The following is a 23,010-nucleotide window of genomic DNA, read 5'->3' as shown; positions in this document are numbered from 1 at the left end:
GGGGGGGTCGTGGGGGTGTGGGGGGGTGTGGGTGGGGGGGGGGGGCGCCCCCCCCCCCGCCCCCCCGGGGGCGGCCCCCCCCGGCGGGGGGCGGGGGGGGGGGGGGGCGCCCCCCCCCCCCCCCCCCCGGCGCGATGGCGGTACGGGCTCAGACCGAGCGGTGGTACTGGTCCGGCACGTGGACCTCGCCGCCCAGCTCACGGGCCGCGTGCCGGGCCCACGAGGGGTTGCGGAGCAGCTCGCGGCCGAGGAGCACCGCGTCCGCCTCGCCGTTGGCCACGATCTTCTCCGCCTGCTCGGCGTCGGTGATCAGCCCCACGGCGGCGACCGGCATCGACGTCTCGGCGCGCACCCGCGCGGCGAAGGGGACCTGGTAGCCCGGCCCGGTCGGGATGCGGACGCCGGAGGCGTTGCCGCCGGTGGAGACGTCGAGCAGGTCGATGCCGTGGGCGTGCAGCTCGGAGGCGAAGCGGACGGTGTCGTCCGGGGTCCAGCCGGACTCCTCCAGCCAGTCCGTGGCCGAAATGCGGAAGAACAGCGGCTTGTCGTCCGGCCACTCCTCGCGCACGGCGTCGACCACCTCGAGCGCGAACCGCGTCCGGTTCTCGTACGAGCCGCCGTAGGCGTCGGTGCGGTGGTTGGAGTGCGGGGAGAGGAACTCGTTGATCAGATAGCCGTGGGCTCCGTGGACCTCGGCGATCTCGAACCCGGCGGCGAGCGCGCGGCGCGCGGCGGCGCGGAACTCTCCGACGATCTCGCGGATCCGGTCGACGGGCAGCTCGTCCGGCACCGGGTGCCGCTCGTCGAAGGCGACCGCGCTCGGAGCCACCGGCCGCCAGCCGTGGGCGTCCGGCCCGACCGGCGCGCCGCCCTTCCAGGGCCGCTCGGTCGACGCCTTGCGCCCGGCGTGCGCGAGCTGGACGGCGGGGACGGTGCCCTGTGACACGAGGAAGCGGGTGATCCGGCGGAACGCCTCCACCTGGGTGTCGTTCCAGATACCGAGGTCGTAGGGCGAGATCCGGCCCTCCGGCGACACGGCGGTGGCCTCCATGACGATCAGTCCCGTGCCGCCGGCCGCGCGGGCCGCGTAGTGCGCGAAGTGCCAGTCGCCGGGCGCGCCGGTCTCGGGCCCCTCGGGCGCGGCCGAGTACTGGCACATCGGAGGCATCCACACCCGGTTGGGGATGGTCACGTCGCGCAGGGTGTACGGCTGGAACAGCGTGCTCACGGTGGGCTCCATTCGGCAGGGACCGGGACGGACGAGGCTCGTACGATAGGCATCGTAGTACGGTGGATGTCAAACTACTACGGTTCTCGTACCATGAGAGTTCCCGCACCGAAGGTGAGCCGCCGTGACGCCTGCCTCCCCCGCCCTCAGCAGCCGCGACCTGCCGCACCCGGCGCGCGGGGAGATCCGGCTGGAGGGCGTGCTGCACGCGCTCTCCGACCCCATGCGGCTGCGGATCGTCCGCGAGCTCGCCGCTGAGGACGTCGAGCTGACCTGCTCGCAGTTCGACCTGCCGGTCACCAAGTCCACCACCACGCACCACTTCCGGGTGCTGCGCGAGAGCGGCGTGATCCGACAGGTCTACGAGGGCACCGCCAAGATGAACGGCCTGCGCCGGGCCGACCTGGACGACCTCTTCCCGGGCCTCCTCGACTGCCTCCTCACCGCGGCCGCCCGCCAGGACGCCCGCCGCGACGCGGCCTGACCGGCCCGCTCACGGGCCGGCCGTGCGGGCCGCCGTGAGCAGGGACTCCCAGTCGGGGAGTTTGACGACGCTCCGGCCCAGGGAGGCGCCCAGTTCCGCCTCGGCGCGTTCGATCGCCTGCCAGCCCGTCCAGCCGACCGGTTCGACGCCCTCGGCCCGCAGCGCCGCCAGCGGGTCGCCGGGCAGTTCGCGGTCGGTGAGGAAGGGCGCGTCCCGCAGCAGGGAGGTCACCGTCTCCTTCGCGCAGGGCCGGTTCGTTCCGATGACGCCCGTCGGGCCCCGCTTGATCCAGCCCGCCACGTACTCGCCCGGAGCGACCGCGCCCTCCCGCAGAACCCGCCCGGCGAGATGCGGAACGGTGCCGCCGGCCGCGTCGAACGGCAGCCCCTCCAGCGGCACCCCGCGATACCCCACCGAGCGCAGCACCAACTGCGCCTCGATGTCCTCGAACTGTCCCGTGCCGGTGACGCCGCCGTGTCCGTCCGGCGCCGTCCGCTCGAAACGCACCGCGCCCACCCTGCCCTCCCGGGCGATCAGCTCGGCCGGGCGGAGGAAGAAGCGCAGCCGGATCAGCCGCCGGGCGTCCGGCGCCGGCGCCCCGGCCCAGCCGCGCAGCACCTCGACGTTGCGGCGCTGCGGGGCGGGCAGCGCGGACGGGTCCGTGTACGCCGGGTCCCGCGCGGCCTCGGCCGGGTCCACGGCGAGGCCGGTGTCCGGCAGGGTCCCCAGTTCGCGCAGCTCCTTGGTGGTGAAGCGGGCTTGGGAGGGGCCGCGCCGGCCCACCATGTGGATGCGGTCCACCCGGCTCGCCGCGAGCGCGGTCAGGGCCGCGTGCGGCATGTCGGTCGGGCTCAGCTCCGTCGCCCCCCGGGCCAGCATGCGCGTCACGTCCACGGCGACGTTCCCCACCCCGATGACCACCGCCGACCGCACCCCGCGCAGGAAACCGCCGTCGGCGGCGTCCGGATGCGCGCTGTACCAGGACACGAACTCCGTCGCCGACCAGCTGCCCGGCAGCTCCTCGCCCGGAATGCCCAGCCGCCGGTCCGTGGCGGCGCCCACGCAGTACACCACCGCGTGGTACAGCTCCCGCAGCCGTGCGACCGGCACCCCGCCCGGCCCGACCGGCACCCCGCCGAGGAAGCGCACGCGCTCGTGCTCCAGGACCGCGCGGAGGGCGTTCTGCAGGGACTTGATCTTCTCGTGGTCCGGCGCCACCCCGTAGCGGACCAGGCCGTACGGGCACGGCAGCCGGTCCAGGACGTCCACGCGCACCCGGGCGTCCTGCTGGACGAGGCTCTGGGCGGTGTAGCACCCGCTCGGCCCGGAACCGACGACGGCGACACGCAGCACGGCGGAACTCCTCACCTCTGGGGGACCGGCAGGAGATCGCTGCTTTCCCCAGCATGGCACCGTCCGCGCTCCGCTGACAGGGTGCCGTCCGCCGTCCGGGGTGCGTGTTCTACGGAGGGAAACTGATCACGCGGTTACGTTGCGTGTGTGTTTGAGGCATCTTTTCTTCATCTTTCCGATCGCTCTCCGTCGGAGGGTGCGGTGTCCGTGTGGCCCGCGTGGGAGGTGCGGGAGGGGGAGCGGGCGACGCGGTGGCTCCATGTGCGGCTCGCCTTCGGCGACGGGGCCCGCATCGACGCGCTGGCGACGGTGTGCGAGGGATGGGTCTGCGTCGAGGACGTACGGGCCCGGCCCGCGCTGGCCCTGGAGGACCTCGCCCTGTTCGCCGACTGGATCGAGGCACCGCTGGCCCGGGCCAGCGGTGCCGAGACCGGGACGGACCCCGGGGACGGGGCCGGTACGGGTGCGCACCGGGAGCGGTCCGACCGGCCGAGGGGGCCCCGGGAGCAGGGGCTCGTGGCACGGGCGTACCGCGCGGCACAGGAGCGGGGAGCCGATCCGGTCCTCGCCGTGATGGACGAGACCGGGTACAGCCGGCGCGGGGCGCTCAGGCTCATCGGCCGGGCGCGCGACGCGGGACTGCTGCCCTCACGGCACGCCCGGCGCTGAGCGGCCCGCGGGCACCGGCCCGTCCGGCGCACCGTCACATCAGGTCGCGCATCCGGCTGATCTCGCTGGTCTGCTGGGCCACCACGTCGTCCGCCATCTCCTCCATCCGGATGTTGTTGCCCTGCCCCTTCAGCTCGGTGGACATGGTGATCGCCCCCTGGTGATGCGTGATCATCAGGGTGAGGAAGAGCTGGTCGAAGGCCTTGCCGTCGGCCGCGCGCAACTGCTTCAGCTGGGCCTGCGTGGCCATCCCGGGCATCGTCGCGTGGTCGTGCCCGTGCCCGTCGTCCCGCTCCGCCTTGTCATGGCCCTTCAGCCAGGCCTGCATCGCCTTGATCTCCGGCTGCTGCGCGGCGGCGATGCGCTCGGCCAGTTTGACGATCTTCGACGACTCGGCGCGGTCCGGCACCAGTTCGGTCATCTCCAGGGCCTGCGCGTGGTGCTGGATCATCATCCGTGCGTAGGACACGTCCGCCGAATTGGGGGAGTCGTCCTCGACGCGCTGCCGCTGGGCCTCCTCGGCCGACAGGGTCCGGTTGGCCTCCCCGGGCTCACCCGGCGCGATGACCGAAGGCCCGGCGGCGGCGGTCGACTTGGTGTCGTCCGTGCCGGAGTCGCAGCCCGTGATCCCGAGTACGGCCAGGGCGGTCAGCCCGGCCGCGGCGACGGACACGCGTGACGCACGGCGGTAGTGCACAAGGACCTCCTGTGGCAGGCGTATGGCGGAACACCTCGTGAGTGTCGACGACCGTCCTAGCACGCTTCCGCGCGTCAGTGATCAAAAAACTTCGTTGCAAGTGTGTTGCCCCCTGTTGGTATGTGCATGTCCACGACGATACTGCCGGTGCGAGAACCGTTCCGAGGTGAACGGAACCAGGGAGGAAGACAGTGATCCTGTTGAGTGTTTCCCGGACCCGGCGCAGACGCCTGGGAGTTGCCGCGGCGGCCGGTGGGCTGCTGGCCGCGCTGCTCACCGCCGCGCCGGCCGTGGCGATCCCCGACCCCGGGGACTCGCCGACCGCCGAGAAGGAGGTATCGCGCAGCGACAAGGCCGAGGCGCGCGCGGCCATCCAGAGCGGCGAGATACCCGCCCAGGACGAGATCGTCCACTCCGACAACATCCGGCACGTGGCCAACATCCCCAAGGACGTGCTGGCCGGCACCAATTCGGACCTGGCCTTCCAGGGCCGGTACGCCTTCGCCGGCAACTACGACGGCTTCCGCATCTTCGACATCGGCAACCCGAAGGCGCCGAAGACGGTGGCCCAGGTGCTGTGCCCCGGGTCGCAGAACGACATCTCCGTCTCCGGCGACCTGCTGTTCCTGTCCACCGACTCCTCGCGCAGCGACAGCAGTTGCAACAGCACCACGCAGCCGGCGACCGAGAAGTCCTCGTGGGAGGGCATGAAGGTCTTCGACATCAGCGACAAGCGCAACCCGCGCTACGTCGCCGCCGTCGAGACCGCCTGCGGCTCGCACACCCACACGCTGGTGCCCGAGCGCAAGAACGTCTACATCTACGTCTCGTCGTACTCGCCGAACGCGGCCTACCCCGACTGCCAGCCGCCGCACGACGGCATCTCGGTGATCAAGGTGCCGCGCAAGGCCCCGCACAAGGCGGCGCTGGTCGGCTTCCCGGTGCTGTTCCCGGGTGAGGGACCGGACGGCGGCGGCAACCCCGGCGGGCCCACCAACCCGGGCGTCTCCAAGACCACCGGCTGCCACGACATCACCGTGCTGCCGTCGAAGGACCTGGCCGCCGGTGCCTGCATGGGCGACGGCATCCTGTTCTCCATCAAGGACCCCGAGCGGCCCAAGGTGATCGACCGGGTGCAGGACAACGTCAACTTCGCGTTCTGGCACTCGGCGACCTTCAACCAGAAGGCGAACAAGGTCGTCTTCACCGACGAGCTGGGCGGCGGTGGCGCCGCCACCTGCAACGCGGAGATCGGCCCGAACCGCGGCGCGGACGGCATCTACGACATCGTCGGCAAGGGCGACCGGCAGAAGCTGGTCTTCCGCAGCTACTTCAAGATCCCCCGCCACCAGGCGGACACCGAGAACTGCGTGGCCCACAACGGCTCGCTGATCCCGGTCAAGGGCAAGGACCTGATGGTCCAGGCCTGGTACCAGGGCGGCGTCTCCGTCTGGGACTTCACCGACTCCTCGAAGCCGAAGGAGATCGCCTACTTCGAGCGCGGCCCGCTCTCCACGGACCAGCTCGTCACCGGCGGTTCCTGGTCGGCGTACTACTACAACGGCTACATCTACTCGAACGACATCGCCAAGGGCTTCGACGTCCTGAAGATCGACGACCGGCGCACGGACCCGGCCCGCCGCGTCCACCTGCGTGAGCTCAACACGCAGACCCAGCCGGACTACTTCGACTGAGCGTCCGGCTCCGTCGCGAAGAACCGGGCCATGTCCGTCCGGTCCTTCCCGCACGTCCCGCCGGGCACCTCGGTGTCCGGCGGGACGCCCATCTCCCAGTCGAGCCGGTAGCGCTTGAACAGCTCCGCGCGCAGCACCGGGACCGGCATGGGCGCGCCCGGCATCAGGGCCGCGTACACGGCACCCATCAACAGGGCGCGCAGCATCGGATAGTCCGCGTCGACGTCGTGGGAGCCGTGCCGGGTGACGGTGTCCCTCAGCAGTTCGGCCAGCCGCCGCTGCTCGGGGCAGGGCAGGAAACCCTCGGCCTGCAGCAGTCCGGCCATGTGCTGGCGCATCAGGACCGGCCGGTCCCGCGCCAGGCCCAGGATCGCGTCGATGGCCCGTGCCATCCGCTCCCGGCCGTCCTCGGTGCGCGGCTCGCGCTCCAGGGCCTCCTCCAGGGTGCGGTGCATCAGCCGGTGCACGGCGGACTGCACGAGCTGGCGCTTTCCCGGGAAGTAGTACGACACCAGGCCCCGCGCGGAACCCGCCCGGTCGGCTATGTCGCCCAGCGTCGTGGCCTCGTACCCGTGCTCGTCGACCAACTCGACGGCGGCGTGCAGGAGCCGTTCCTTCGAACGCCTCCGCAACTCTTCATTGACCAGGGCGCTGCGCGGGGACATGCTGGACTCCTGCGTTGACTGGCTGCCAGCCAACTATACTCAGCGCATCCGGTGAGGCCCCTTGACGGGCCTCGTCGGGGTGCCGTTCACTTCGGGCGACGCGGGGGATCGTCCGAAGTGAACGGTGCCGTTCGCGGTGGAAGCGGCTCCGGGCCGCCGACTCGGGCCCGGCTCACCGGCGCCGGACACCGCCGCCGGTGGACCGTCACGGCCGCCGTCACCAGCAGGGCGCCGAGCAGCCAGCCGCCCAGGACGTCCGTGGGCCAGTGGACGCCGAGCCAGACCCGGGTGAGACCGACGCCGGTCACCGAGAGGACCGCCACGGCCAGCGCCGTGCGCCACAGGACGCGGCCCGCGCCGTGGCGGTGCAGCAGCCACAGCAGCAGACCGCAGACGACCGTCGCGGTCATGGCGTGCCCCGACGGGAACGCCGCGTAGTGCGCGGAGTCCACCGGGTCGGGCCAGACCGGGCGGGCGCGGTCCAGCGCGGCCTTCAGCCCCTGCTGCACCACCGTCGCGACGGCGACCGTGAGCACCAGCCAGAGTGCCGACCAGGAGGCCGCGTACCGCCAGGCGAGCAGCGCCGCCGCCGCACCGCACAGCACCCGCATCGTCCAGGGGTCCCAGACCCAGTCCGTCAGGACGCGGGACATCTGCGTCAGCCCTCGCTCCTCGACCGCCCAGCGGTGAGTGGTGCGGGCGATGTCGGCGTCCAGCTCGAGCAGCGGGCGCCACTCGACGCCGACGAGCGTCAGCAGCAGCACCGAGCACAGTGCGAGCACTCCGGTGGGCAGGGTGGCCGGGCGGTGCTCCGGTGGCCTGGGCGGGGATTCGGTGTGGGGGGTGTGCATGAGGCGATCCTCTCCGAACGGCGGCTTCCGGAGCCAGTGCCCCGTCTCCGCCGACTTCTTCCGGACTCGCGCCGGCCGGGCGCTTGCGAGGTGCTCCGTGTCGGTGTGGGCCGGGGGGTGTTCGCGCGGCCCGGCGCTTGCGGGGTGCCTCCCCCACTCTCGGCTCTGCTCGAGCGGGAGGTACCCCCACCGCCCACCCGTGCCGCCCTGGGGGTACCTCCCAGGCCCTTGAGGCACTGGGGGAGGCACGACTGCCCGCGGATGGCGGTGGCGCGCTTGCGGGGTGCCTCCCCCACTCCCGGCTCCGCTCGAGCGGGGGGTGCCCCCATCGCCCACCCGTGCCGCCCTGCGGTACGACTGACCTCGGAAACGGGGAACGTGGTGCGGAGCCGGGGCGGGGCTAGCCGAGCGCGTGCAGTCCCGGTGCGAACGCCACCAGTACCGGGATCACCGGGACCAGCGACGCCACCGCCGTGAGCCGCAGCCGGCGCCCCGCGGTGAGCCGGTCCGGGGGAGTGAGCAGGCGGTGCACCCGGGCCGGGACGTGGGCCTGCGGGGCCGGGCAGGGGCCGCCGAACACCCCGCGGTGTTCGTTGAGTTCCACCAGCGCGAGGGCCGTGGTCAGCCGGCCGAACCGGCGGGACGCCATGTCGTCGGCGGCGAGTTCGACCAGCCGGTGCATCTCGTCACGGAACGCCGCGAACACCGGCACCTGCGGGAAGCCGCCCGCCAGCGCGGAGGAGCAGTGCAGCAGCCAGTCGTGCCGGGCCTGCGCGTGCCCCCGCTCGTGGGCGAGCACGGCGTCCAGCTGCCTGCCCTTCAGCCGGCGCAACGCGGCCGTGGTGACCACCAGCCGGGGCGGGGTGCCGGACAGCCACCAGGCGTCGGGCCGCTCGCCCTCCAGGACCACGAGCCGGTCGGAGCCCGGCTGCTCCCCGGGCAGCAGCGGGGCCCGCAACCGCAGTTCGGCGCGGCGCGCCCGGCGCCGGGCGCGCGCCCGTACGACCTCCCGGACCAGCATCGCCGCGCTCCACAGCCCGCCGCACGCCAGTGCCACCGCGGTGGTCTGCGCCCAGAGTCCGGCCGTACCGAGCGCGTACGCCTCCACGACCGCGCGGGGGGCGGTGGCGAACACATGGCCGCCCACCGCCCGCCAGGCGGCCGCCGCGCTGAACGTCATCGACAGCGCGCAGCACAGCAGCACCGCCCCGATCACGCACTGCCACGCCCACAGCGCCACCACCGGTTCACGGTCCGGCCAGTCGGCCCGGGCGAGCAGCCGGGGACCCATGACGGCGGTCAGGAGGCCGAGCAGCAGCAGGGCCGCGGGGAGGATCATGCGTCCAGCCTATGAGCGCGGGCCGCCCGGGACACGGGCGGGCGCACCGAAGTGACACAGGCAACGGCCGCCGCCGCGCCGTGTGTTCCGCCCTCACATCGTCAGCAGCATCGCCACCATCGCGATCCCCATGGACAGCCGGCAGGCCCGTGCCAGCTCCGGCCGGTCACCCCATCCCGCGCCCCGGCCGCCCCCCGCCACGGCGGCCACGGGCACCAGTCGTACGCCGGCGGCGAGCACGTACGCGACGAAGTAGAGCAGCAGGGCCCCGGTCAGCAGGGGGGTGCCCGAGCCGCCGTGCCCGTGTCCGTGCCCCTGCCCGGTGGAGGCGGCCATGGTCGCCGCCATGTACACCATCGCCCCGGCCCCGATCAGATGGTGCAGATGGCGCGCGCCGGTGCGGGCCGTCCACAGCGCGTGCAGCCCGACCGCGCCGAACACCACCGCGAGGGCCGCCCAGGCCCAGGACGGCGGGGTGAACACCGCCGCGGGCACGGCCATCACGGCCATGCCGAAACCCATGAGCGCCTCGCCGCCCGCGGCGCGGCGCTGCTCCGTCACACGGCTGCGCATGCGCAGCAGACAGTAGGCGCCGGTCGCCGCGCAGAGCGCGACCAGCAGCCAGCCGGACGACGCCGGTCCGTGCACCCGAACCTCCCCCTCGGCCCGCTCGACGGTCGGTCAAGGCATGCCCGGCCCCGGCGGCGGACACCCGAGCGCACGGGAGTGCGGGGGGAGCGCCCGGGGGAGTGCGGCAGCCCGGCGCATATATTTCATGAGTAAAACACCTGTTAATGTTGTCCTTCATGAGCAGTACTCCCCCCACTCGCCTCACTCCCACCGCTCCGCGGGCGGCCCGGCGCCTCCCGCTCTCCGCCGCGCTGCGCCTCGGACGGCCCTCCGACATCTGGTTCAAGCCGGCCCTCAGCGTGGTCGCCGCGGTCGCACCGCCCAACCTGCTCCTGGTGGCCCTCGGCCGGCTCGACCTCGCGATGTACACCATGGCGGGGTCCCTGTGCGCCCTCTACGCCCACAACCGCCCGTACGCCGCCCGGGCCAAGGTGCTGGCGTGGGTGGTGCTCGGCATGCTCGGCGGCCTCGCCGTCTCCCTGGTCGCCGCCTCCCTCACCCGGAACGCCGTGGTCCTGGTCGCCGTCGGCGCCGTCCTGGCCGCCGTGCAGAAGGCGCTGTGCGACGCCACCCGCGTCGGCCCGCCCGGCCATGTGATCCTCACCTTCGTCAGCTCCGCCGCGCTGTTCGTGCCGCAGACCCCCGGACAGGTCCCCGGCCATCTCGGGCTCGCCGCCGCGGCCGGGGCCTGGGCCTACCTGGTGGGCATGGCACCCGCGCCGCTGCGGCCGCACGGGCCCGAACGCCGCGCCACCGCCCAGGCGCTGAACGCCGCCGCCGCGTACGCCGGGACCGGCGGCACCGGCGACGGTCACACCGAGGCCCGCGCCGCCGCCTACGCCGCCGTACAGGCCGCCTGGCAGTCCCTGCTCTCCACCGGAGACCGGCCCTCCGCCACCCGCCGCGCCCTCGAACGGCTCGTCGTCCGCGCGGAGGTCGCGCTCGCCGCGCCCGCCGACACCGACCCCGACCGCCTGCGCGCCTGGGCCGGCGCACTACGCGGCACCGGCGCCGTCCCACGCACCGACGACCCCCGCGCGGACGCCGCCGAACTCCTCGGCGTGGCCGCCGAGCGCGCCACCCCGCCCCGCCCCCTGTGGACCAGGCTCGGCCCGCTCACCCCGATCGCCGTCCGCACCGCCCTCGGCTGCGCCCTCGCCGGGTACGCCTCCCTCGCCCTCGGCATCGGCCGCCCCTACTGGGCCCTGGTCACCGCCGCCTCGCTCTACCAGGCCAACGTCACCCTCACCTGGAACCGGGCCGTCCAGCGCGTCGTCGGCAACCTGGTCGGCGTGCTGCTCTTCGCCGCCCTCGTCCCCGTCGCCCACCTCGGCCCGCTCGCCCTCGTGCTCTGCTGCCTGCTGTGCAACTTCGGCGCCGAGGCGCTCATCGGCCGCAACTACTGGCTCGGCACCGTCTGCGTGACCCCGCTCGCGCTGCTCGTCACCGAGTTCGCCGGTCACCAGCGGCCCGGCGACCTGATCACCGAGCGCGCGGTGGACACCCTGGTCGGCGCCCTGGTCGGCTTCGCCGCCGCCGTGGCCGTGACCAACCGGCGGGCGGGCGACCGCGTGGAGCGGGCGCTCACCGCGGCCGACCGGGCACGCGAACACGCCGCGCGCCTCCTGGCCGGTCCCCGGCCGGCGCCCGCCGCCCTGGACGCCGCCCGCCGCGGCCTCGCCGCCGCCCTGGTCGACCTGCGGGCCACCGCCGACGCCGCGTCCGGCGAGTGGTGGCAGCGCGCACCGGACCAGGAGCGGGTCGTGCTCGCCGAGCAGTCGGGACACCGTACGCTCGCGGCGACGGTACGACGCCAGGGACTGCTCCCGGACCCCGGCACGGACACGAACACGGAGGACGTACGGCCATGACGGCGACCGAAGGACCGGCGGCGGCCGGCGGCGAGCAACCGGAGACGGCCGACGGGGACGCGCCCGGCCGCTCGCGGGGCGACACCGTCGCCGCCGTCGTCCGGCAGTGGCGGGCCGTCCACCCCGGCCTCGACACCGGCCCCATGGAGGTCATCGGCCGCATCAACCGCTGCGCCGCCCTCCTCCAGCAGGCGGAGGACGCCCCGCTGCGCCGCGCCGGCCTGACCCGCCCGGAGTTCGACCTGCTGGGCGCGCTGCGCCGCACCGGCCACGAACTGACGCCCAGTGAGCTGGCCCGCGAGACCTTCTCCTCGGGCGCCGCCGTCACCAAACGCCTCAAGCAGCTCACCGAACGCGGACTGGTGGAACGCCGCGGCGACACCCGTGACCGCAGGGTCGCCCACGTCCGCCTCACCGACTCCGGACGCGACCTGGTCGACGGCATCCTGCCCGCGCAGCTCGCCTACGAGACCGCCGTACTGTCCGGTCTGGACGGCCCGGAACTCGGCGAGCTCGCCGCCCTGCTCGGTGAGCTGCTCGGCCAGCTGGAAGGACGCCTGGGCGCGTTGCGGGCGTGACGGCCGCGGGCCCGTCTCCCCGCGCTCACCACCCGTCCGCCGCCCGGTGCACACCGGACATCGCCCCCTGCGGGTCGCGGAGCACCACGATGCGCGGACCCCTGGGTGCGAGGCGGGCTCCACCAGCACCGTGCCCTTCACCGCCGTGGTCGTCACCGCGACGTCGTCCACGTCGTCCACGTCGTCCACGGCGAAGTACGGCAGCCGGTGCGCCGGCACCTCGTGCGGGAACCTCTCGTCCGCCGTCACCACGCCGTCGGCACTTCACCGCGGACACCGCCGGGAGGCGTCCACGCCCCGGCCGGGCACGCCGGTGCGGAACGACACGGCCGGCCGCGGCACCCGCGTCATCGGTTCCGCCCGGTCCGGGGACCCGGGCACGCCGAACACCCCGGCGTCCGGGAAGGCGTCCGCCTGCCCTAGACGGAAGACGGTGCCGGTGGGGTCGACGGCCACCGCGGAACGGCCCGTGCGGACACGTCCGTCGGACCGAGCAGGGCCTGCCCGCCCGCCGCCTCCACCGCACGGAGGGCGGCGCCGGTGCGGCGACCGCCGCGTCACCGAGGCGCGCGACCGTGCGGCCGCCCGGCTCCTGACGCGGGTCGGTGCCGGGGTGTCGGCCGGGTGACCGGGTGGAGGACCGTCGGGCGGACTCCGGATCGTGGTCCCCGGCTCGGCCCGGCAGGGCCCGCCGGTCACCGGCGCGGACCGTTCCACGGCGCTTCCTCCCGTCCCCCGCCACGCCGAGCCCGTCTTCCGGGCCCGGCCGTCCGGCGCGGGCGTGCGCCGTCCTCAGATGCCCGGCCGGTAGCGCAGCGGGTGCTCGGCCGGGATCTCGACCAGCACGATCGGTGTGCCGTCCGGGTCCGCGATCCACATCTCCAGCAGGCCCCACGGCTCCAGCACCGGGGGACGGACGATGTCGACGCCCTCGGCCGCCAGCTCCTCGTGCGCCACCGCGATGTCCTCGACCTGGAGCCACAGCCGTACGTCCGGGGACGAGGACGACGCCGGGGAGGGGTCCGCGCGGCCCGAGAGCTCCAGGAACCCCCCGCCGAGGAAGTAGACGGTGCCGCGTTCCGGACCGGTGCCGAACTCGCGGTGGACGGCGAGGCCCAGCCGTTCCCCGTAGAAGGCGCGGGAGCGGTCGGGGTCGGTGGGGCGGAGCAGGACGCGGCTGCTCAGTACGTGCACCATGCGGCCGAGCGTAGTGGCCGGGTTAGTCTCGTTCCCGCCCGAGCCACGCCGGAAGGCACCCAGACGAACCGGAGACGCGCCCATGGAATCCGCCACTGCCACCGCACCGACCTTCCGCGACGCGACCGAGGCCGACGTGGACGCCCTCGTCGCGCTGATCGAGTCGGCGTACCGGGGCGAGTCCAGCCGGGCCGGGTGGACCACCGAGGCGGACATCCTCCAGGGGCAGCGGACCGATCCGGAGGGCGTGCTGGAGGTCATCGAGGCGCCGGACAGCCGGCTGCTCGCGGTGGAGCGCGACGGCCGCGTGGTCGCCTGCTGCCAGCTGGAACACCGCGGCGCCCACGCCTACTTCGGGATGTTCGCGGTCAGCCCCGCCCTCCAGGGCGCCGGACTCGGCAGGACGGTCCTCGCGGAGGCGGAGCGCCGGGCCCGCGAGACCTGGGGCGTGAGCGAGATGCACATGACGGTGATCTCCGTGCGGGAGGACCTGATCGCCTGGTACGAGCGGCGCGGCTACCGCCGTACGGGACGGATGACGCCCTTCCCGTACGGCGACGAGCGCTTCGGCGTTCCGCAGCGGGACGACCTGGAGTTCGAGCTGCTGGTGAAGGAGCTGGTCTGACGGCTCACGCGGTGAAACGCCCGGTGCGCTTGATCTCCGGGTAGTCGGTGGTGGCGCCGTCGAGCCCCAGGGCCCGTACCAGTCTGAGGTGGTCCTGGGTGTTCACCACCCAGCCGATGATCCGCAGCCCGGCCTTCCGCGCCCGCTCCACGGTCTCCAAGGTGAGCCGGCGGATGTTGAGACAGACGGTCGAGGCCCCGGCCGCGACCGCCCGCTCCACGATGCCGGTGTCGTACCGGCTCGCGATGAGCGCCGTACGCACCCCGGGCACCAGGCGGGCGGTCTCGGCGATCGCCTCGTCGTGGAACGAGGACACCTCGACCCGGCCGGCCAGGTCCCGTCCGTTCAGCACCCCGGCCAGCGCCCGTGCCGCGTGGACGTCCTTGATCTCGGCCTGCAACGGCACCCGGACGGCGTCGAGCACCTCCTCGAAGACGGGGATCCGCTCGCCCCGCCCGGCGTCCAGGGCGCGCAGCTCGGCGAGGGTCTTGTCGGCGATCGCGCCCGTGCCGTCCGTGGTGCGGTCCACCTCCGTGTCGTGCATGACGACGAGCGCGCCGTCCTTGCTCAGGTGCAGATCGAGTTCGATGACGTCGAGGCCCGCCTCCTGGGCGGCGACGAAGGACCGGAGGGTGTTCTCGGGTTCGACGCCCATGACTCCGCGGTGACCGATGGTGAGGAAGTTCAAGATGCGACTCGCTTCCGTCGACGGCGGCGGGGGGCCGCGTCCCTACGGCCCTCCTGGACCGTATCGCCTGTGCCCGTCGCGTCCAGAGGTCGAACATCGATCGCAGACACCGCCGTCCCCCCGGTGTATCGCAGGAAAAAATGCGGTGAGCATGGGGGTGAGGCAGGATAATTTATCGAGACGCCCCTTGCTGGAAGAAACCTCATATGTATACGGTCTCCATACGCGAGGTTCTCCTGTGGAGGATGGGACATGACGGAAATTCTTGTGCAGGTGGGTGCCGAGGGGCAGGTTCCTTCGGCGACCAGGGTGGTGGAGCACCCGGCGTGGCCCGTGCTCAAGGATGCCGTGGAGCGGATCCGGCCCTGGCAGTCCAAGGACGGCTCGATCGACTTCGACGCCGACGGAGCCCCGGACCGCGCCGAAGCCGAGCGCGCGGTGCGCACCGTGATCGGCGCCGTCGAGGAGCTCTCCCCGCTGCTCCCGCACGACCGCGCCTACCACGAGGCGCTCGCCGAGGACCTGGACCGCTGGGCCGAGGGCGGCTTCGCGGTGCCCGACTTCCTCGACTCGCTGCTGGCCTTCCAGCCGGCCGCGAACCGCGCGGACGGCCTCCAGCACCTGGTCGTCTTCCCGATGTACACGCAGAACGGCAACCCCGACCGCAACCTCGAGGCGGTCGTGCTGCGCATGGTCTGGCCCGACTGGCTGGCCGAGCTGGAACGCACCCGCTACGACAACCCGCTGTTCTGCGGCATCACCTTCGAGGACTTCACCGCGGGCTACGACACCAACTCCGCGGTCCTCTTCCCCGAGACCATCGCCGTGCGCGAGGCCCCCGAGCGCTTCACCTGGGGCGGCATCTTCTGCGACCGCGAGGCCGCCCGCTTCCGCCGCGTCACCGAGGCCGCCGTGGACATCCTGGGGCTGGAACTGCCCGAGGACGTCGCCGCGATGGTCCACGACCAGAAGCGCTGCGAAGAGGCGTTCGTCCTCTGGGACATGGTCCACGACCGTACCCACAGCCACGGCGACCTGCCGTTCGACCCGTTCATGATCAAGCAGCGCCAGCCGTTCTGGATGTACGGCCTGGAGGAGCTGCGCTGCGACCTCACCGCCTTCAAGGAGGCCGTGAAACTGGCCGGGGACGGCGTCCCGCAGGCCCGTGACGTCCAGGTCGCGGTGCTCTTCGACCGGATGTTCCGCTTCCCGGTCACCGGCGAGCGCGTGCGCAACTACGACGGCCTCGGCGGCCAGCTGCTCTTCGCCTACCTGCACAAGCACGACGTCGTCCGCTGGACCGACAACAAGCTCTCCATCGACTGGGAGCGCGCCCCGCAGGTCACCAACCGGCTGTGCGCCGAGATCGAGACGCTGTACCGCGAGGGCATCGACCGCCCCAAGCTCGTCCACTGGTTCGCCGGGTACGAGCTGGTCTCCACCTACCTCTCCCCGCACCCGGGCTCCACGTGGGCCAAGGGCCCCGACGCCCTCGACCTGACGCAGCCGCCGCGCAAACTCGTCGACGATGTGCTTCCGGACGAGTTTCCGCTGAGCATGTTCTATGAGGCACTGTCCAAGAAGCTGAAGAACGTGATCGCCTCGACTCGGGGCATCACGGCGGACGGCGCCGGGCGGGCCGCCGCGTGAGCGGCGGCACCGACGATCGGGAACGGGCTCGGGAGGCGAGGACCATGGGGAACGGGGCGCTCGACGGCGCGGTGATCGCGGTGGCCGGAGCGGGGGGACCCGCGGGCCGGGCGGCACTGCTCAGGCTGGCCGAGGCGGGGGCGACCGTCGTCGGCTCCGACAACGACCCGGAACGGCTGGCGCAGGCGGTCGACGCGGCGCGCTACGCGCACGGCGGCGCCACCGTCACCGGCGACACGGTCGACCTGCTGGACCTGGCCTCCACCCGCGACTGGGCCACCCGGGTCGAGAAGGAGTTCGGCCGGGTCGACGGACTGGTCCACCTCGTCGGAGGCTGGCGCGGCAGCGAGACCTTCACCAAGACCAGCCTGGACGACTGGGACTTCCTGGAGCTGCTGCTGGTGCGCACCGTGCAGCACACCTCCCTCGCCTTCCACGAGGCGCTCCAGCGCAGCGACCGCGGCCGGTACGTGCTGATCAGCGCGGCCGGGGCGACCAGGCCCACCGCGGGCAACGCCGCGTACGCCGCCGGCAAGGCGGCCGCCGAGGCGTGGACGCTGGCCATGGCCGACTACTTCCGCAAGGCCGGGGGCGAGCGTGGGCCGACGTCGGCGGCTGCGATCCTGGTGGTGAAGGCGCTGGTGCACGACGCGATGCGCGCCGACCGCCCCAACGCGAAGTTCGCGGGCTTCACGGACGTCAAGGACCTGGCCGAGGCCATCGTCGGAGTCTGGGACAAGCCCGCCGCGGAAGTGAACGGAAACCGTCTGTGGCTGACCGAGAAGCCGTGAACCCACCGAGGACCGACGCGCGTCGTCATCACGACCCGGACGTCCGCGGTTTCGCCAGCGACAACTACGCCGGGGTCCACCCGGAGGTGCTCGCCGCCCTGGCCCTGGCCAACGGCGGGCACCAGGTCGCGTACGGCGAGGACGCGTACACCGAGAACCTCCAACAGGTGATCCGCAGCCACTTCGGCCCCACCGCCGAGGCGTTCCCGGTGTTCAACGGCACCGGCGCCAACGTCGTCGCGCTCCAGGCGGTCACCGACCGCTGGGGCGCGGTGATCTGCGCCGAGAGTGCCCACATCAACGTGGACGAGGGCGGGGCGCCGGAGCGGGTCGGCGGCATCAAGCTGCTCACCGTCCCCACCCCGGACGGCAAGCTCACCCCCGAGCTGATCGACCGGCAGGCGTACGGCTGGGACGACGAGCACCGGGCGATGCCCCAGGTGGTCTCCATAGCCCAGGCCACCGAGCTGGGTACGGTCTACACGCCCGACGAGATCCGCGCCATCTGCGAGCACGCCCACGCCCACGGCATGAAGGTGCACGTCGACGGCTCCCGGCTGGCCAACGCCGCCGCCACGCTGGACGTGCCGATGCGCGCCTTCACCAACGCGGCCGGCGTCGACCTGCTCTCGCTGGGCGGCACCAAGAACGGCGCCCTGTTCGGCGAGGCGGTCGTGGTGCTGAACCCGGACGGCATCCGGCACCTGAGGCACCTGCGCAAGCTGTCCATGCAGCTCGCCTCCAAGATGCGCTTCGTCTCGGTGCAGCTGGAGGCCCTGCTCGCCCGCGACCTGTGGCTGCGCAGCGCCCGGCACGCCAACGAGATGGCCCAGCGCCTGGCCGAGGGCGTGCGTGCCGTGCACGGCGTGGAGATCCTCCACTCGGTGCAGGCCAACGCGGTCTTCGCGCGGCTGCCGCACGACGTGAGCGAGCGCCTGCAGAAGCGGTTCCGCTTCTACTTCTGGGACGAGGCGGCCGGCGACGTCCGCTGGATGTGCGCCTTCGACACCACCGAGGACGACGTGGACACGTTCGTGGCGGCGCTCAAGGAGGAGATGGCCCGCTAGCCGTGCATGCATAGGTATGCGGTCGACCGGAAATGCATTGACTACCGGTCGGTCGCATACCTATGCTCTGGCGACATGCAGCTGATCCAGGAAACCCCGGACCTCTCCGCCTATTTGGCCGCTGACGAGGCGATCGACCATCACCATCCGCTGGTCCGCGAAACAGCGGCACGCCTCGCCGCCGGAGTGGCCGACTCGTATGAATATGCGCAGGCGGCCTTCGAGTTCGTGCGCGACACCATTCCGCACTCCCAGGATTCCGGCGATCTCCGGGTCACCTGGCGCGCCTCCGACGTCCTGGAGCGGCGCACCGGCATCTGCTACGCCAAGGCCCACGCGCTGGCCGCGCTGCTGCGGGCCGAGGACATCCCGACCGCCCTCTGCTACCAGCACCTCGGCGTCGTGCACGGCCTGGTCGCCGTACGGTTCCACGGCGCCTGGCACCGGCAGGACCCCCGGGGCAACAAGCCCGGGGTGGACGCGCGCTTCTCCCTGGACGGCGAGCGGCTGGCCTTCACCCCCGACCCGGCGGCGGGGGAGACGGACCACCCGGTCCTGTACGCCGCACCGCACCCGGTCGTGCTGGACGCGCTCCGGGCCGCTTCCGACCGGCCGCACCTGTGGCGAACGCTCCCCACCGCGCTCTGAGCCCGGAGCGGCCGGCCCGCGGGCGTCAGCGCGCCTCGGCCTCGCGGACCTGCTCCGGGGTCGGGGCCGTGCCGCCGAGGTGGGCCGGCATCCACCAGGTGTCGTCCGGACCCTTGGGCCGCACCGGGTACGCGCGCTGCGCCGCCTCCAGCAACTCCTGCACGCGCTCGCGCACCTGACGGGTGATCGCGCCCGCGTACTTCTCCCTGGACGCCTCGATCGCCTCTCCCACGCGGATGGTGATCGGGGTGTGGCTGCGCCCGAAGTTGCGCGGGTGGCCCTTGGTCCACAGTCGCTGCGTGCCCCACACCGCCATCGGGACCAGCGGTACACCGGCCTCCTGCGCCAGGCGCGCGGCACCCGACTTGAAGCTCTTCAGGGTGAACGACTGCGAGATCGTCGCCTCCGGGAAGACGCCCACGATCTCCCCCGCCCGCAGCGACCGCAGCGCGTGCTCGTACGCCGCCTCGCCCCGCGTGCGGTCCACCGGGATGTGCTTCATGCCGCGCATCAGCGGACCGGAGATCCGGTGCCGGAAGACCGACTCCTTCGCCATGAAGCGGACGAGCCGCTTCTGGGGGAGTGCCGCCAGGCCGTTGAAGACGAAGTCCAGGTAGCTGATGTGATTGCTCACCAGCACGGCGCCGCCCGAGCGCGGTATGTTCTCCGACCCCTGGCAGTCGATCTTGAGGTCCCACACCTTGAACAGGGTGCGGGCGAAGCCGACGACGGGCCGGTAGACGAGTTCTGCCATGGGCGGGTCGGAACCCTTCCTTCTCTGCTGGGAAGGAGGCTCCCAGTCGAAGTTACGCAGCCGTAGGTTTTACGGCTTGTCGCAGATGGTGCCCCAAGAACGGCCGGTGGACCAGCCCTGGTGCCCGTGGGCGGCGAGATTCTCGTCACGTCCATCCGTGACCCACCTCGGGTTTTGTGCGCCGACCGGGAATGTCCGCGGTTCCGGGAGCGCTGGAAGCCGTTGACGCGGGAGCCATGACGGGAGCGGGCGAGTGAGGGATCGGGACGGCGGGCGACGGCCCGGAGCGGTGGAACCGGGAGCCGGGCCGGAGGGCCGGACGGCGGACCGGCCGGAGGAGCGGTTGGAGGGACGGCTGGAGGGGCGGCTGGGGGAGCGCGCCACCCTGGTGCAGTTCTCCAGCGCCTTCTGCGCGCCCTGCCGGGCGACCCGGAGGGTGCTGGCCGAGGTGGCCGCACTGGTGCCGGGCGTGGCCCACGTGGAGATCGACGCCGAGGCCCATCTGGACCTCGTGCGCCGTCTGGAGATCGTGAGGACGCCGACGGTGCTGGTCCTCGACGCCGCCGGCCGGGTCGTACGGCGTGCGAGCGGACAGCCGCGCAGGGCCGATGTGATCGCCGCGCTCGGGGAGGCGGTGTGAGGGCCGGCCCGCGGTGAGGCGTCTTCCGCATCGCGGGACCGACTTGACTGGGCCCGCCACTTGTCGTCAGCCTGACCCCATGTGTTCGGAACCCCTTCGCCGCCGGCGGGCACCCGGCCGCCCGGCCGCCGCCCGCGCCGCGCGTGTGCGCCGACCGGGCCGGTGAGCAGCCGCGAACCCGTTCGTCACCTCCCGCGGAAGGACGGCTCCATGACGGCCGCGTCCGGCCCGGGCACCGTCCGGCCCGCCTCGCCCGAGCTGCTGCGCTCCGTCTTCCGCAGGCACGCGGCGGGCGTCGCCGTGATCACCGCGCGCGGACGCCGCGGTCCGGTCGGCTTCACCGCGACCTCCCTCGCCTCCGTCTCCGCCGAGCCCCCGATGCTCTCCTTCGGCATCGGCACCGGGAGCTCCAGCTGGCCGGCGATCGCGACGGGCGCTCACGTCGGCGTGCACGTCCTCGGGGAGCACCAGCGGGAGCTGGCGGAGACCTTCGCGCGCAGCGGCGCCGACCGCTTCGGTCCGGCCACCGCCTGGTGGGAGGGGCCGGAGGGGGTTCCGGTCCTGGACGACGTGCCGGCCTGGACGGTGTGCAAGGTGGTGGCCCGGGTGCCCGCCGGTGATCACCGGATCGTGATCGCCGAGGTCCTGCTCGGTGACCCCGCCGGCCGCGGCCGTCCGCTCCTCTACCACCAGGGACGCTTCAACGGCCTGCGCGACTGAGACGGGGTTCCCCTGGTCGCGGACCCGTCGAGTTCCGGTTACGCTGCGTTGCGAAGGTCACAGTTCAAAGCGCTTGCTTAGCGGGAAGGAACTGGGTGTACTGACGAGTAATATTTGGTTCGGAGCGCGGGCCGCCCCGACCGGGACCGCCCGCTTCGGGCGCCTATGCTGCCTGCAGGCAGGCAGCCAGAAATGACGATGCAGTAGGAGAGCCGGCGTGAGCTTGAGGATCGTTGTCACCGTGAAGTACGTGCCCGACGCCACTGGCGACCGGCACTTCGCCGATGACCTGACCGTCGACCGGGACGACGTGGACGGTCTGCTCTCCGAGCTGGACGAGTACGCGGTCGAGCAGGCGCTGCAGATCTCGGAGAACTCCGACGACGACGTGGAGATCACCGTACTGACGGTGGGCCCCGAGGACGCCAAGGACGCCCTGCGCAAGGCGCTGTCCATGGGCGCCGACAAGGCCGTCCACGTCGAGGACGACGACATCCACGGCACCGACGCCATCGGCACCTCCCTGATCCTGGCCAAGGCGATCGAGAAGGCCGGCTACGACCTGGTGATCTCCGGCATGGCCTCCACCGACGGCACCATGGGCGTCGTGCCGGCGCTGCTCGCCGAGCGTCTGGGCGTGCCCCAGGTGACCCTGCTGTCCGAGGTGTCCGTCGAGGACGGCACGGTCAAGGGCCGCCGTGACGGCGACGCCGCCTCCGAGCGGCTCGAGGCCTCCCTCCCGGCCGTCGTGTCGGTCACCGACCAGTCGGGCGAGGCGCGTTACCCCTCCTTCAAGGGCATCATGGCGGCGAAGAAGAAGCCGGTTCAGTCCTGGGACCTGTCCGACCTCGGCATCGACGAGGACGAGGTCGGTCTCGAGAACGCCTACACCACGGTCGTCTCCGCGGCCGAGCGTCCGGCCCGCACGGCCGGCACGATCGTCAAGGACGAGGGCGAGGGCGGCAAGCAGCTCGCCGCCTTCCTCGCGAGCCAGAAGTTCGTCTGAGCCGCGAGGCTCCACTCGCTTCCCGCCCCTCACCCTTCGCAAGCAGGAGAGAAGAAGTCCCATGGCTGAAGTTCTCGTCTACGTCGACCACGTGGACGGTGCCGTCCGCAAGCCCACCCTGGAGCTGCTGACCCTGGCCCGCCGCATCGGCGAGCCCGTCGCCGTCGCGCTGGGAGGCGGCGCCGCCGACACCGCCGCCACGCTCGCCGAGCACGGCGCGGTGAAGGTCCTCACCCACGAGGCCGCCGAGTACGCCGACTACCTGGTCGTGCCGAAGGTGGACGCCCTGCAGGCCGCCCACGAGGCCGTCTCCCCGGTCGCCGTCCTGGTCCCCTCCTCCGCCGAGGGCAAGGAGATCGCCGCCCGCCTGGCGCTGCGCCTGGGCTCCGGCATCATCACCGACGCCGTCGACCTGGAGGCCGGCGACGAGGGCCCGGTGGCCACGCAGTCGGTGTTCGCCGCCTCCTACACCACCAAGTCCCGGGTCTCCAAGGGCACCCCGGTCATCACGGTGAAGCCGAACTCGGCCGCCGTGGAGGCCGCTCCGGCCGCGGGCGCGGTCGAGGCCCTGAGCGTGTCCTTCTCCGCCCAGGCGACCGGCACCAAGGTCACCGGCCGCACCCCGCGCGAGTCGACCGGCCGTCCGGAGCTGACCGAGGCCGCGATCGTGGTCTCCGGCGGCCGCGGTGTCAACGGCGCGGAGAACTTCGGACTCATCGAGGCGCTCGCCGACTCGCTCGGCGCGGCCGTCGGTGCCTCGCGCGCGGCCGTCGACGCCGGCTGGTACCCGCACACCAACCAGGTCGGCCAGACCGGCAAGTCGGTCTCGCCGCAGCTGTACATCGCCTCCGGCATCTCCGGCGCGATCCAGCACCGCGCGGGCATGCAGACCTCGAAGACCATCGTGGCCATCAACAAGGACGCCGAGGCCCCGATCTTCGACCTGGTCGACTACGGCGTCGTCGGCGACCTGTTCGACGTCGTGCCGCAGCTCACCGAGGAGATCAAGGCCCGCAAGGGCTGATCACCCGAGGCAGGCCGGGGCCCCCCCCCCCCCCCGGGGGGGGGGGCCCCGGGGGGGGGGGGGGGGCGCCCCCCCGGGCCCCGCGCAGGGGGCCGGGGGTACCGGCCCCCGGCCGGGAACGTTGTCCCGGAGGCCCGTGGC

The 23,010-nt window shown here is 73.0% G+C and carries 24 protein-coding genes; 14 read left to right on the top strand and 10 right to left on the bottom strand.

Annotation, left to right across the window (positions count from 1 at the left end):
- Nucleotides 1-148: 148 nt before the first annotated feature.
- Nucleotides 149-1,228: an NADH:flavin oxidoreductase/NADH oxidase gene (locus tag ACH5AO_RS01730; RefSeq protein ID WP_398920684.1), complete on the bottom strand. Its 1,080-nt coding sequence runs from the start codon at nucleotides 1,226-1,228 to the stop codon at nucleotides 149-151.
- A 124-nt stretch (nucleotides 1,229-1,352) separates the two neighbouring features.
- Here ACH5AO_RS01730 and ACH5AO_RS01725 point away from each other — a divergent pair, with 124 nt between their 5' ends.
- Nucleotides 1,353-1,712, top strand: coding sequence for an ArsR/SmtB family transcription factor (locus ACH5AO_RS01725; protein WP_398920682.1), 360 nt, complete (start codon nucleotides 1,353-1,355; stop codon nucleotides 1,710-1,712).
- 9 nt (nucleotides 1,713-1,721) lie between these two features.
- Here ACH5AO_RS01725 and ACH5AO_RS01720 read toward each other — a convergent pair whose 3' ends face one another.
- Nucleotides 1,722-3,065: an FAD-dependent oxidoreductase gene (locus ACH5AO_RS01720; RefSeq protein ID WP_398920680.1), complete on the bottom strand. Its 1,344-nt coding sequence runs from the start codon at nucleotides 3,063-3,065 to the stop codon at nucleotides 1,722-1,724.
- Nucleotides 3,066-3,266: 201 nt separating this feature from the next.
- Here ACH5AO_RS01720 and ACH5AO_RS01715 point away from each other — a divergent pair, with 201 nt between their 5' ends.
- Nucleotides 3,267-3,734 (top strand): DUF6214 family protein, encoded by a 468-nt coding sequence (locus tag ACH5AO_RS01715; protein WP_398920678.1) that lies wholly within the window; start codon nucleotides 3,267-3,269, stop codon nucleotides 3,732-3,734.
- 34 nt (nucleotides 3,735-3,768) lie between these two features.
- Here the strand turns inward: ACH5AO_RS01715 and ACH5AO_RS01710 are convergent, their stop codons facing one another.
- On the bottom strand, nucleotides 3,769-4,431 hold the full coding sequence (locus tag ACH5AO_RS01710) for a DUF305 domain-containing protein (protein WP_398920677.1): 663 nt from the start codon (nucleotides 4,429-4,431) through the stop codon (nucleotides 3,769-3,771).
- Nucleotides 4,432-4,622: 191 nt separating this feature from the next.
- Between ACH5AO_RS01710 and ACH5AO_RS01705 the strand changes: the two genes are divergently transcribed.
- Nucleotides 4,623-6,125 carry an LVIVD repeat-containing protein gene (locus ACH5AO_RS01705; RefSeq protein WP_398920675.1) on the top strand — a complete coding sequence of 501 codons (1,503 nt, stop codon included), beginning with the start codon at nucleotides 4,623-4,625 and terminating at the stop codon, nucleotides 6,123-6,125.
- Here the strand turns inward: ACH5AO_RS01705 and ACH5AO_RS01700 are convergent.
- From ACH5AO_RS01700 to ACH5AO_RS01685, 4 genes are all read right to left on the bottom strand, one after another.
- Nucleotides 6,113-6,790, bottom strand: a complete 678-nt coding sequence (locus ACH5AO_RS01700) for a TetR/AcrR family transcriptional regulator (protein ID WP_398920673.1) — start codon at nucleotides 6,788-6,790, stop codon at nucleotides 6,113-6,115. The genes ACH5AO_RS01705 and ACH5AO_RS01700 overlap by 13 nt on opposite strands.
- Nucleotides 6,791-6,876: 86 nt before the next feature.
- A complete protein-coding gene (locus ACH5AO_RS01695; protein WP_398920672.1) occupies nucleotides 6,877-7,641 on the bottom strand; it encodes a phosphatase PAP2 family protein in 765 nt (254 codons plus the stop codon).
- Between the two features lie 400 nt (nucleotides 7,642-8,041).
- Nucleotides 8,042-8,980, bottom strand: a complete 939-nt coding sequence (locus ACH5AO_RS01690; RefSeq protein WP_398920670.1) for a M56 family metallopeptidase — start codon at nucleotides 8,978-8,980, stop codon at nucleotides 8,042-8,044.
- Nucleotides 8,981-9,073: 93 nt separating this feature from the next.
- Nucleotides 9,074-9,628 (bottom strand): DUF5134 domain-containing protein, encoded by a 555-nt coding sequence (locus ACH5AO_RS01685; RefSeq protein WP_398920668.1) that lies wholly within the window; start codon nucleotides 9,626-9,628, stop codon nucleotides 9,074-9,076.
- A gap of 158 nt (nucleotides 9,629-9,786) precedes the next feature.
- Between ACH5AO_RS01685 and ACH5AO_RS01680 the strand changes: the two genes are divergently transcribed.
- On the top strand, nucleotides 9,787-11,481 hold the full coding sequence (locus tag ACH5AO_RS01680; RefSeq protein WP_398920666.1) for an FUSC family protein: 1,695 nt from the start codon (nucleotides 9,787-9,789) through the stop codon (nucleotides 11,479-11,481).
- Nucleotides 11,478-12,059 carry a MarR family winged helix-turn-helix transcriptional regulator gene (locus tag ACH5AO_RS01675; RefSeq protein ID WP_398920665.1) on the top strand — a complete coding sequence of 194 codons (582 nt, stop codon included), beginning with the start codon at nucleotides 11,478-11,480 and terminating at the stop codon, nucleotides 12,057-12,059. The genes ACH5AO_RS01680 and ACH5AO_RS01675 overlap by 4 nt, the downstream gene beginning before the upstream one ends.
- A gap of 792 nt (nucleotides 12,060-12,851) precedes the next feature.
- Here ACH5AO_RS01675 and ACH5AO_RS01670 read toward each other — a convergent pair.
- Nucleotides 12,852-13,256, bottom strand: a complete 405-nt coding sequence (locus ACH5AO_RS01670; protein WP_398920663.1) for a VOC family protein — start codon at nucleotides 13,254-13,256, stop codon at nucleotides 12,852-12,854.
- 82 nt (nucleotides 13,257-13,338) lie between these two features.
- Between ACH5AO_RS01670 and ACH5AO_RS01665 the strand changes: the two genes are divergently transcribed.
- Nucleotides 13,339-13,881: a GNAT family N-acetyltransferase gene (locus ACH5AO_RS01665; protein ID WP_398920661.1), complete on the top strand. Its 543-nt coding sequence runs from the start codon at nucleotides 13,339-13,341 to the stop codon at nucleotides 13,879-13,881.
- Nucleotides 13,882-13,885: 4 nt separating this feature from the next.
- Here ACH5AO_RS01665 and ACH5AO_RS01660 read toward each other — a convergent pair whose 3' ends face one another.
- A complete protein-coding gene (locus tag ACH5AO_RS01660) occupies nucleotides 13,886-14,569 on the bottom strand; it encodes a glycerophosphodiester phosphodiesterase (protein ID WP_398920659.1) in 684 nt (227 codons plus the stop codon).
- 252 nt (nucleotides 14,570-14,821) lie between these two features.
- On the opposite strand from ACH5AO_RS01660, the gene ACH5AO_RS01655 reads away from it, so the two are divergent.
- The 4 genes from ACH5AO_RS01655 (at nucleotide 14,822) to ACH5AO_RS01640 (ending at nucleotide 18,725) form a co-directional block, all read left to right on the top strand.
- Nucleotides 14,822-16,219, top strand: coding sequence for a DUF6421 family protein (locus ACH5AO_RS01655; RefSeq protein ID WP_398920657.1), 1,398 nt, complete (start codon nucleotides 14,822-14,824; stop codon nucleotides 16,217-16,219).
- A 44-nt stretch (nucleotides 16,220-16,263) separates the two neighbouring features.
- Nucleotides 16,264-17,010, top strand: coding sequence for an SDR family NAD(P)-dependent oxidoreductase (locus ACH5AO_RS01650; protein ID WP_398920655.1), 747 nt, complete (start codon nucleotides 16,264-16,266; stop codon nucleotides 17,008-17,010).
- A complete protein-coding gene (locus tag ACH5AO_RS01645) occupies nucleotides 17,007-18,077 on the top strand; it encodes a threonine aldolase family protein (RefSeq protein ID WP_398920653.1) in 1,071 nt (356 codons plus the stop codon). The genes ACH5AO_RS01650 and ACH5AO_RS01645 overlap by 4 nt, the downstream gene beginning before the upstream one ends.
- A gap of 75 nt (nucleotides 18,078-18,152) precedes the next feature.
- Nucleotides 18,153-18,725, top strand: coding sequence for a transglutaminase domain-containing protein (locus ACH5AO_RS01640; protein ID WP_398920651.1), 573 nt, complete (start codon nucleotides 18,153-18,155; stop codon nucleotides 18,723-18,725).
- Between the two features lie 25 nt (nucleotides 18,726-18,750).
- Here the strand turns inward: ACH5AO_RS01640 and ACH5AO_RS01635 are convergent, their stop codons facing one another.
- Entirely contained in the window at nucleotides 18,751-19,479 is a 729-nt protein-coding gene (locus ACH5AO_RS01635) for a lysophospholipid acyltransferase family protein (protein WP_398920649.1), read from the bottom strand.
- 253 nt (nucleotides 19,480-19,732) lie between these two features.
- Here ACH5AO_RS01635 and ACH5AO_RS01630 point away from each other — a divergent pair, with 253 nt between their 5' ends.
- From ACH5AO_RS01630 to ACH5AO_RS01615, 4 genes are all read left to right on the top strand, one after another.
- Nucleotides 19,733-20,119: a thioredoxin family protein gene (locus tag ACH5AO_RS01630; protein WP_398920647.1), complete on the top strand. Its 387-nt coding sequence runs from the start codon at nucleotides 19,733-19,735 to the stop codon at nucleotides 20,117-20,119.
- Between the two features lie 210 nt (nucleotides 20,120-20,329).
- Entirely contained in the window at nucleotides 20,330-20,839 is a 510-nt protein-coding gene (locus ACH5AO_RS01625; protein ID WP_398920645.1) for a flavin reductase family protein, read from the top strand.
- A gap of 217 nt (nucleotides 20,840-21,056) precedes the next feature.
- Nucleotides 21,057-21,845, top strand: coding sequence for an electron transfer flavoprotein subunit beta/FixA family protein (locus tag ACH5AO_RS01620; RefSeq protein ID WP_398920644.1), 789 nt, complete (start codon nucleotides 21,057-21,059; stop codon nucleotides 21,843-21,845).
- A 61-nt stretch (nucleotides 21,846-21,906) separates the two neighbouring features.
- Nucleotides 21,907-22,869 carry an electron transfer flavoprotein subunit alpha/FixB family protein gene (locus ACH5AO_RS01615; RefSeq protein WP_398920641.1) on the top strand — a complete coding sequence of 321 codons (963 nt, stop codon included), beginning with the start codon at nucleotides 21,907-21,909 and terminating at the stop codon, nucleotides 22,867-22,869.
- Nucleotides 22,870-23,010 lie beyond the last annotated feature (141 nt).

Origin of the sequence: Streptomyces sp. NPDC018964, assembly GCF_044390325.1 — a bacterium.
Lineage (GTDB): Bacteria > Actinomycetota > Actinomycetes > Streptomycetales > Streptomycetaceae > Streptomyces.
The sequence above is the reverse complement of the archived record's forward strand: the minus strand, read 5'-3'. Positions and strand labels throughout refer to the sequence as shown.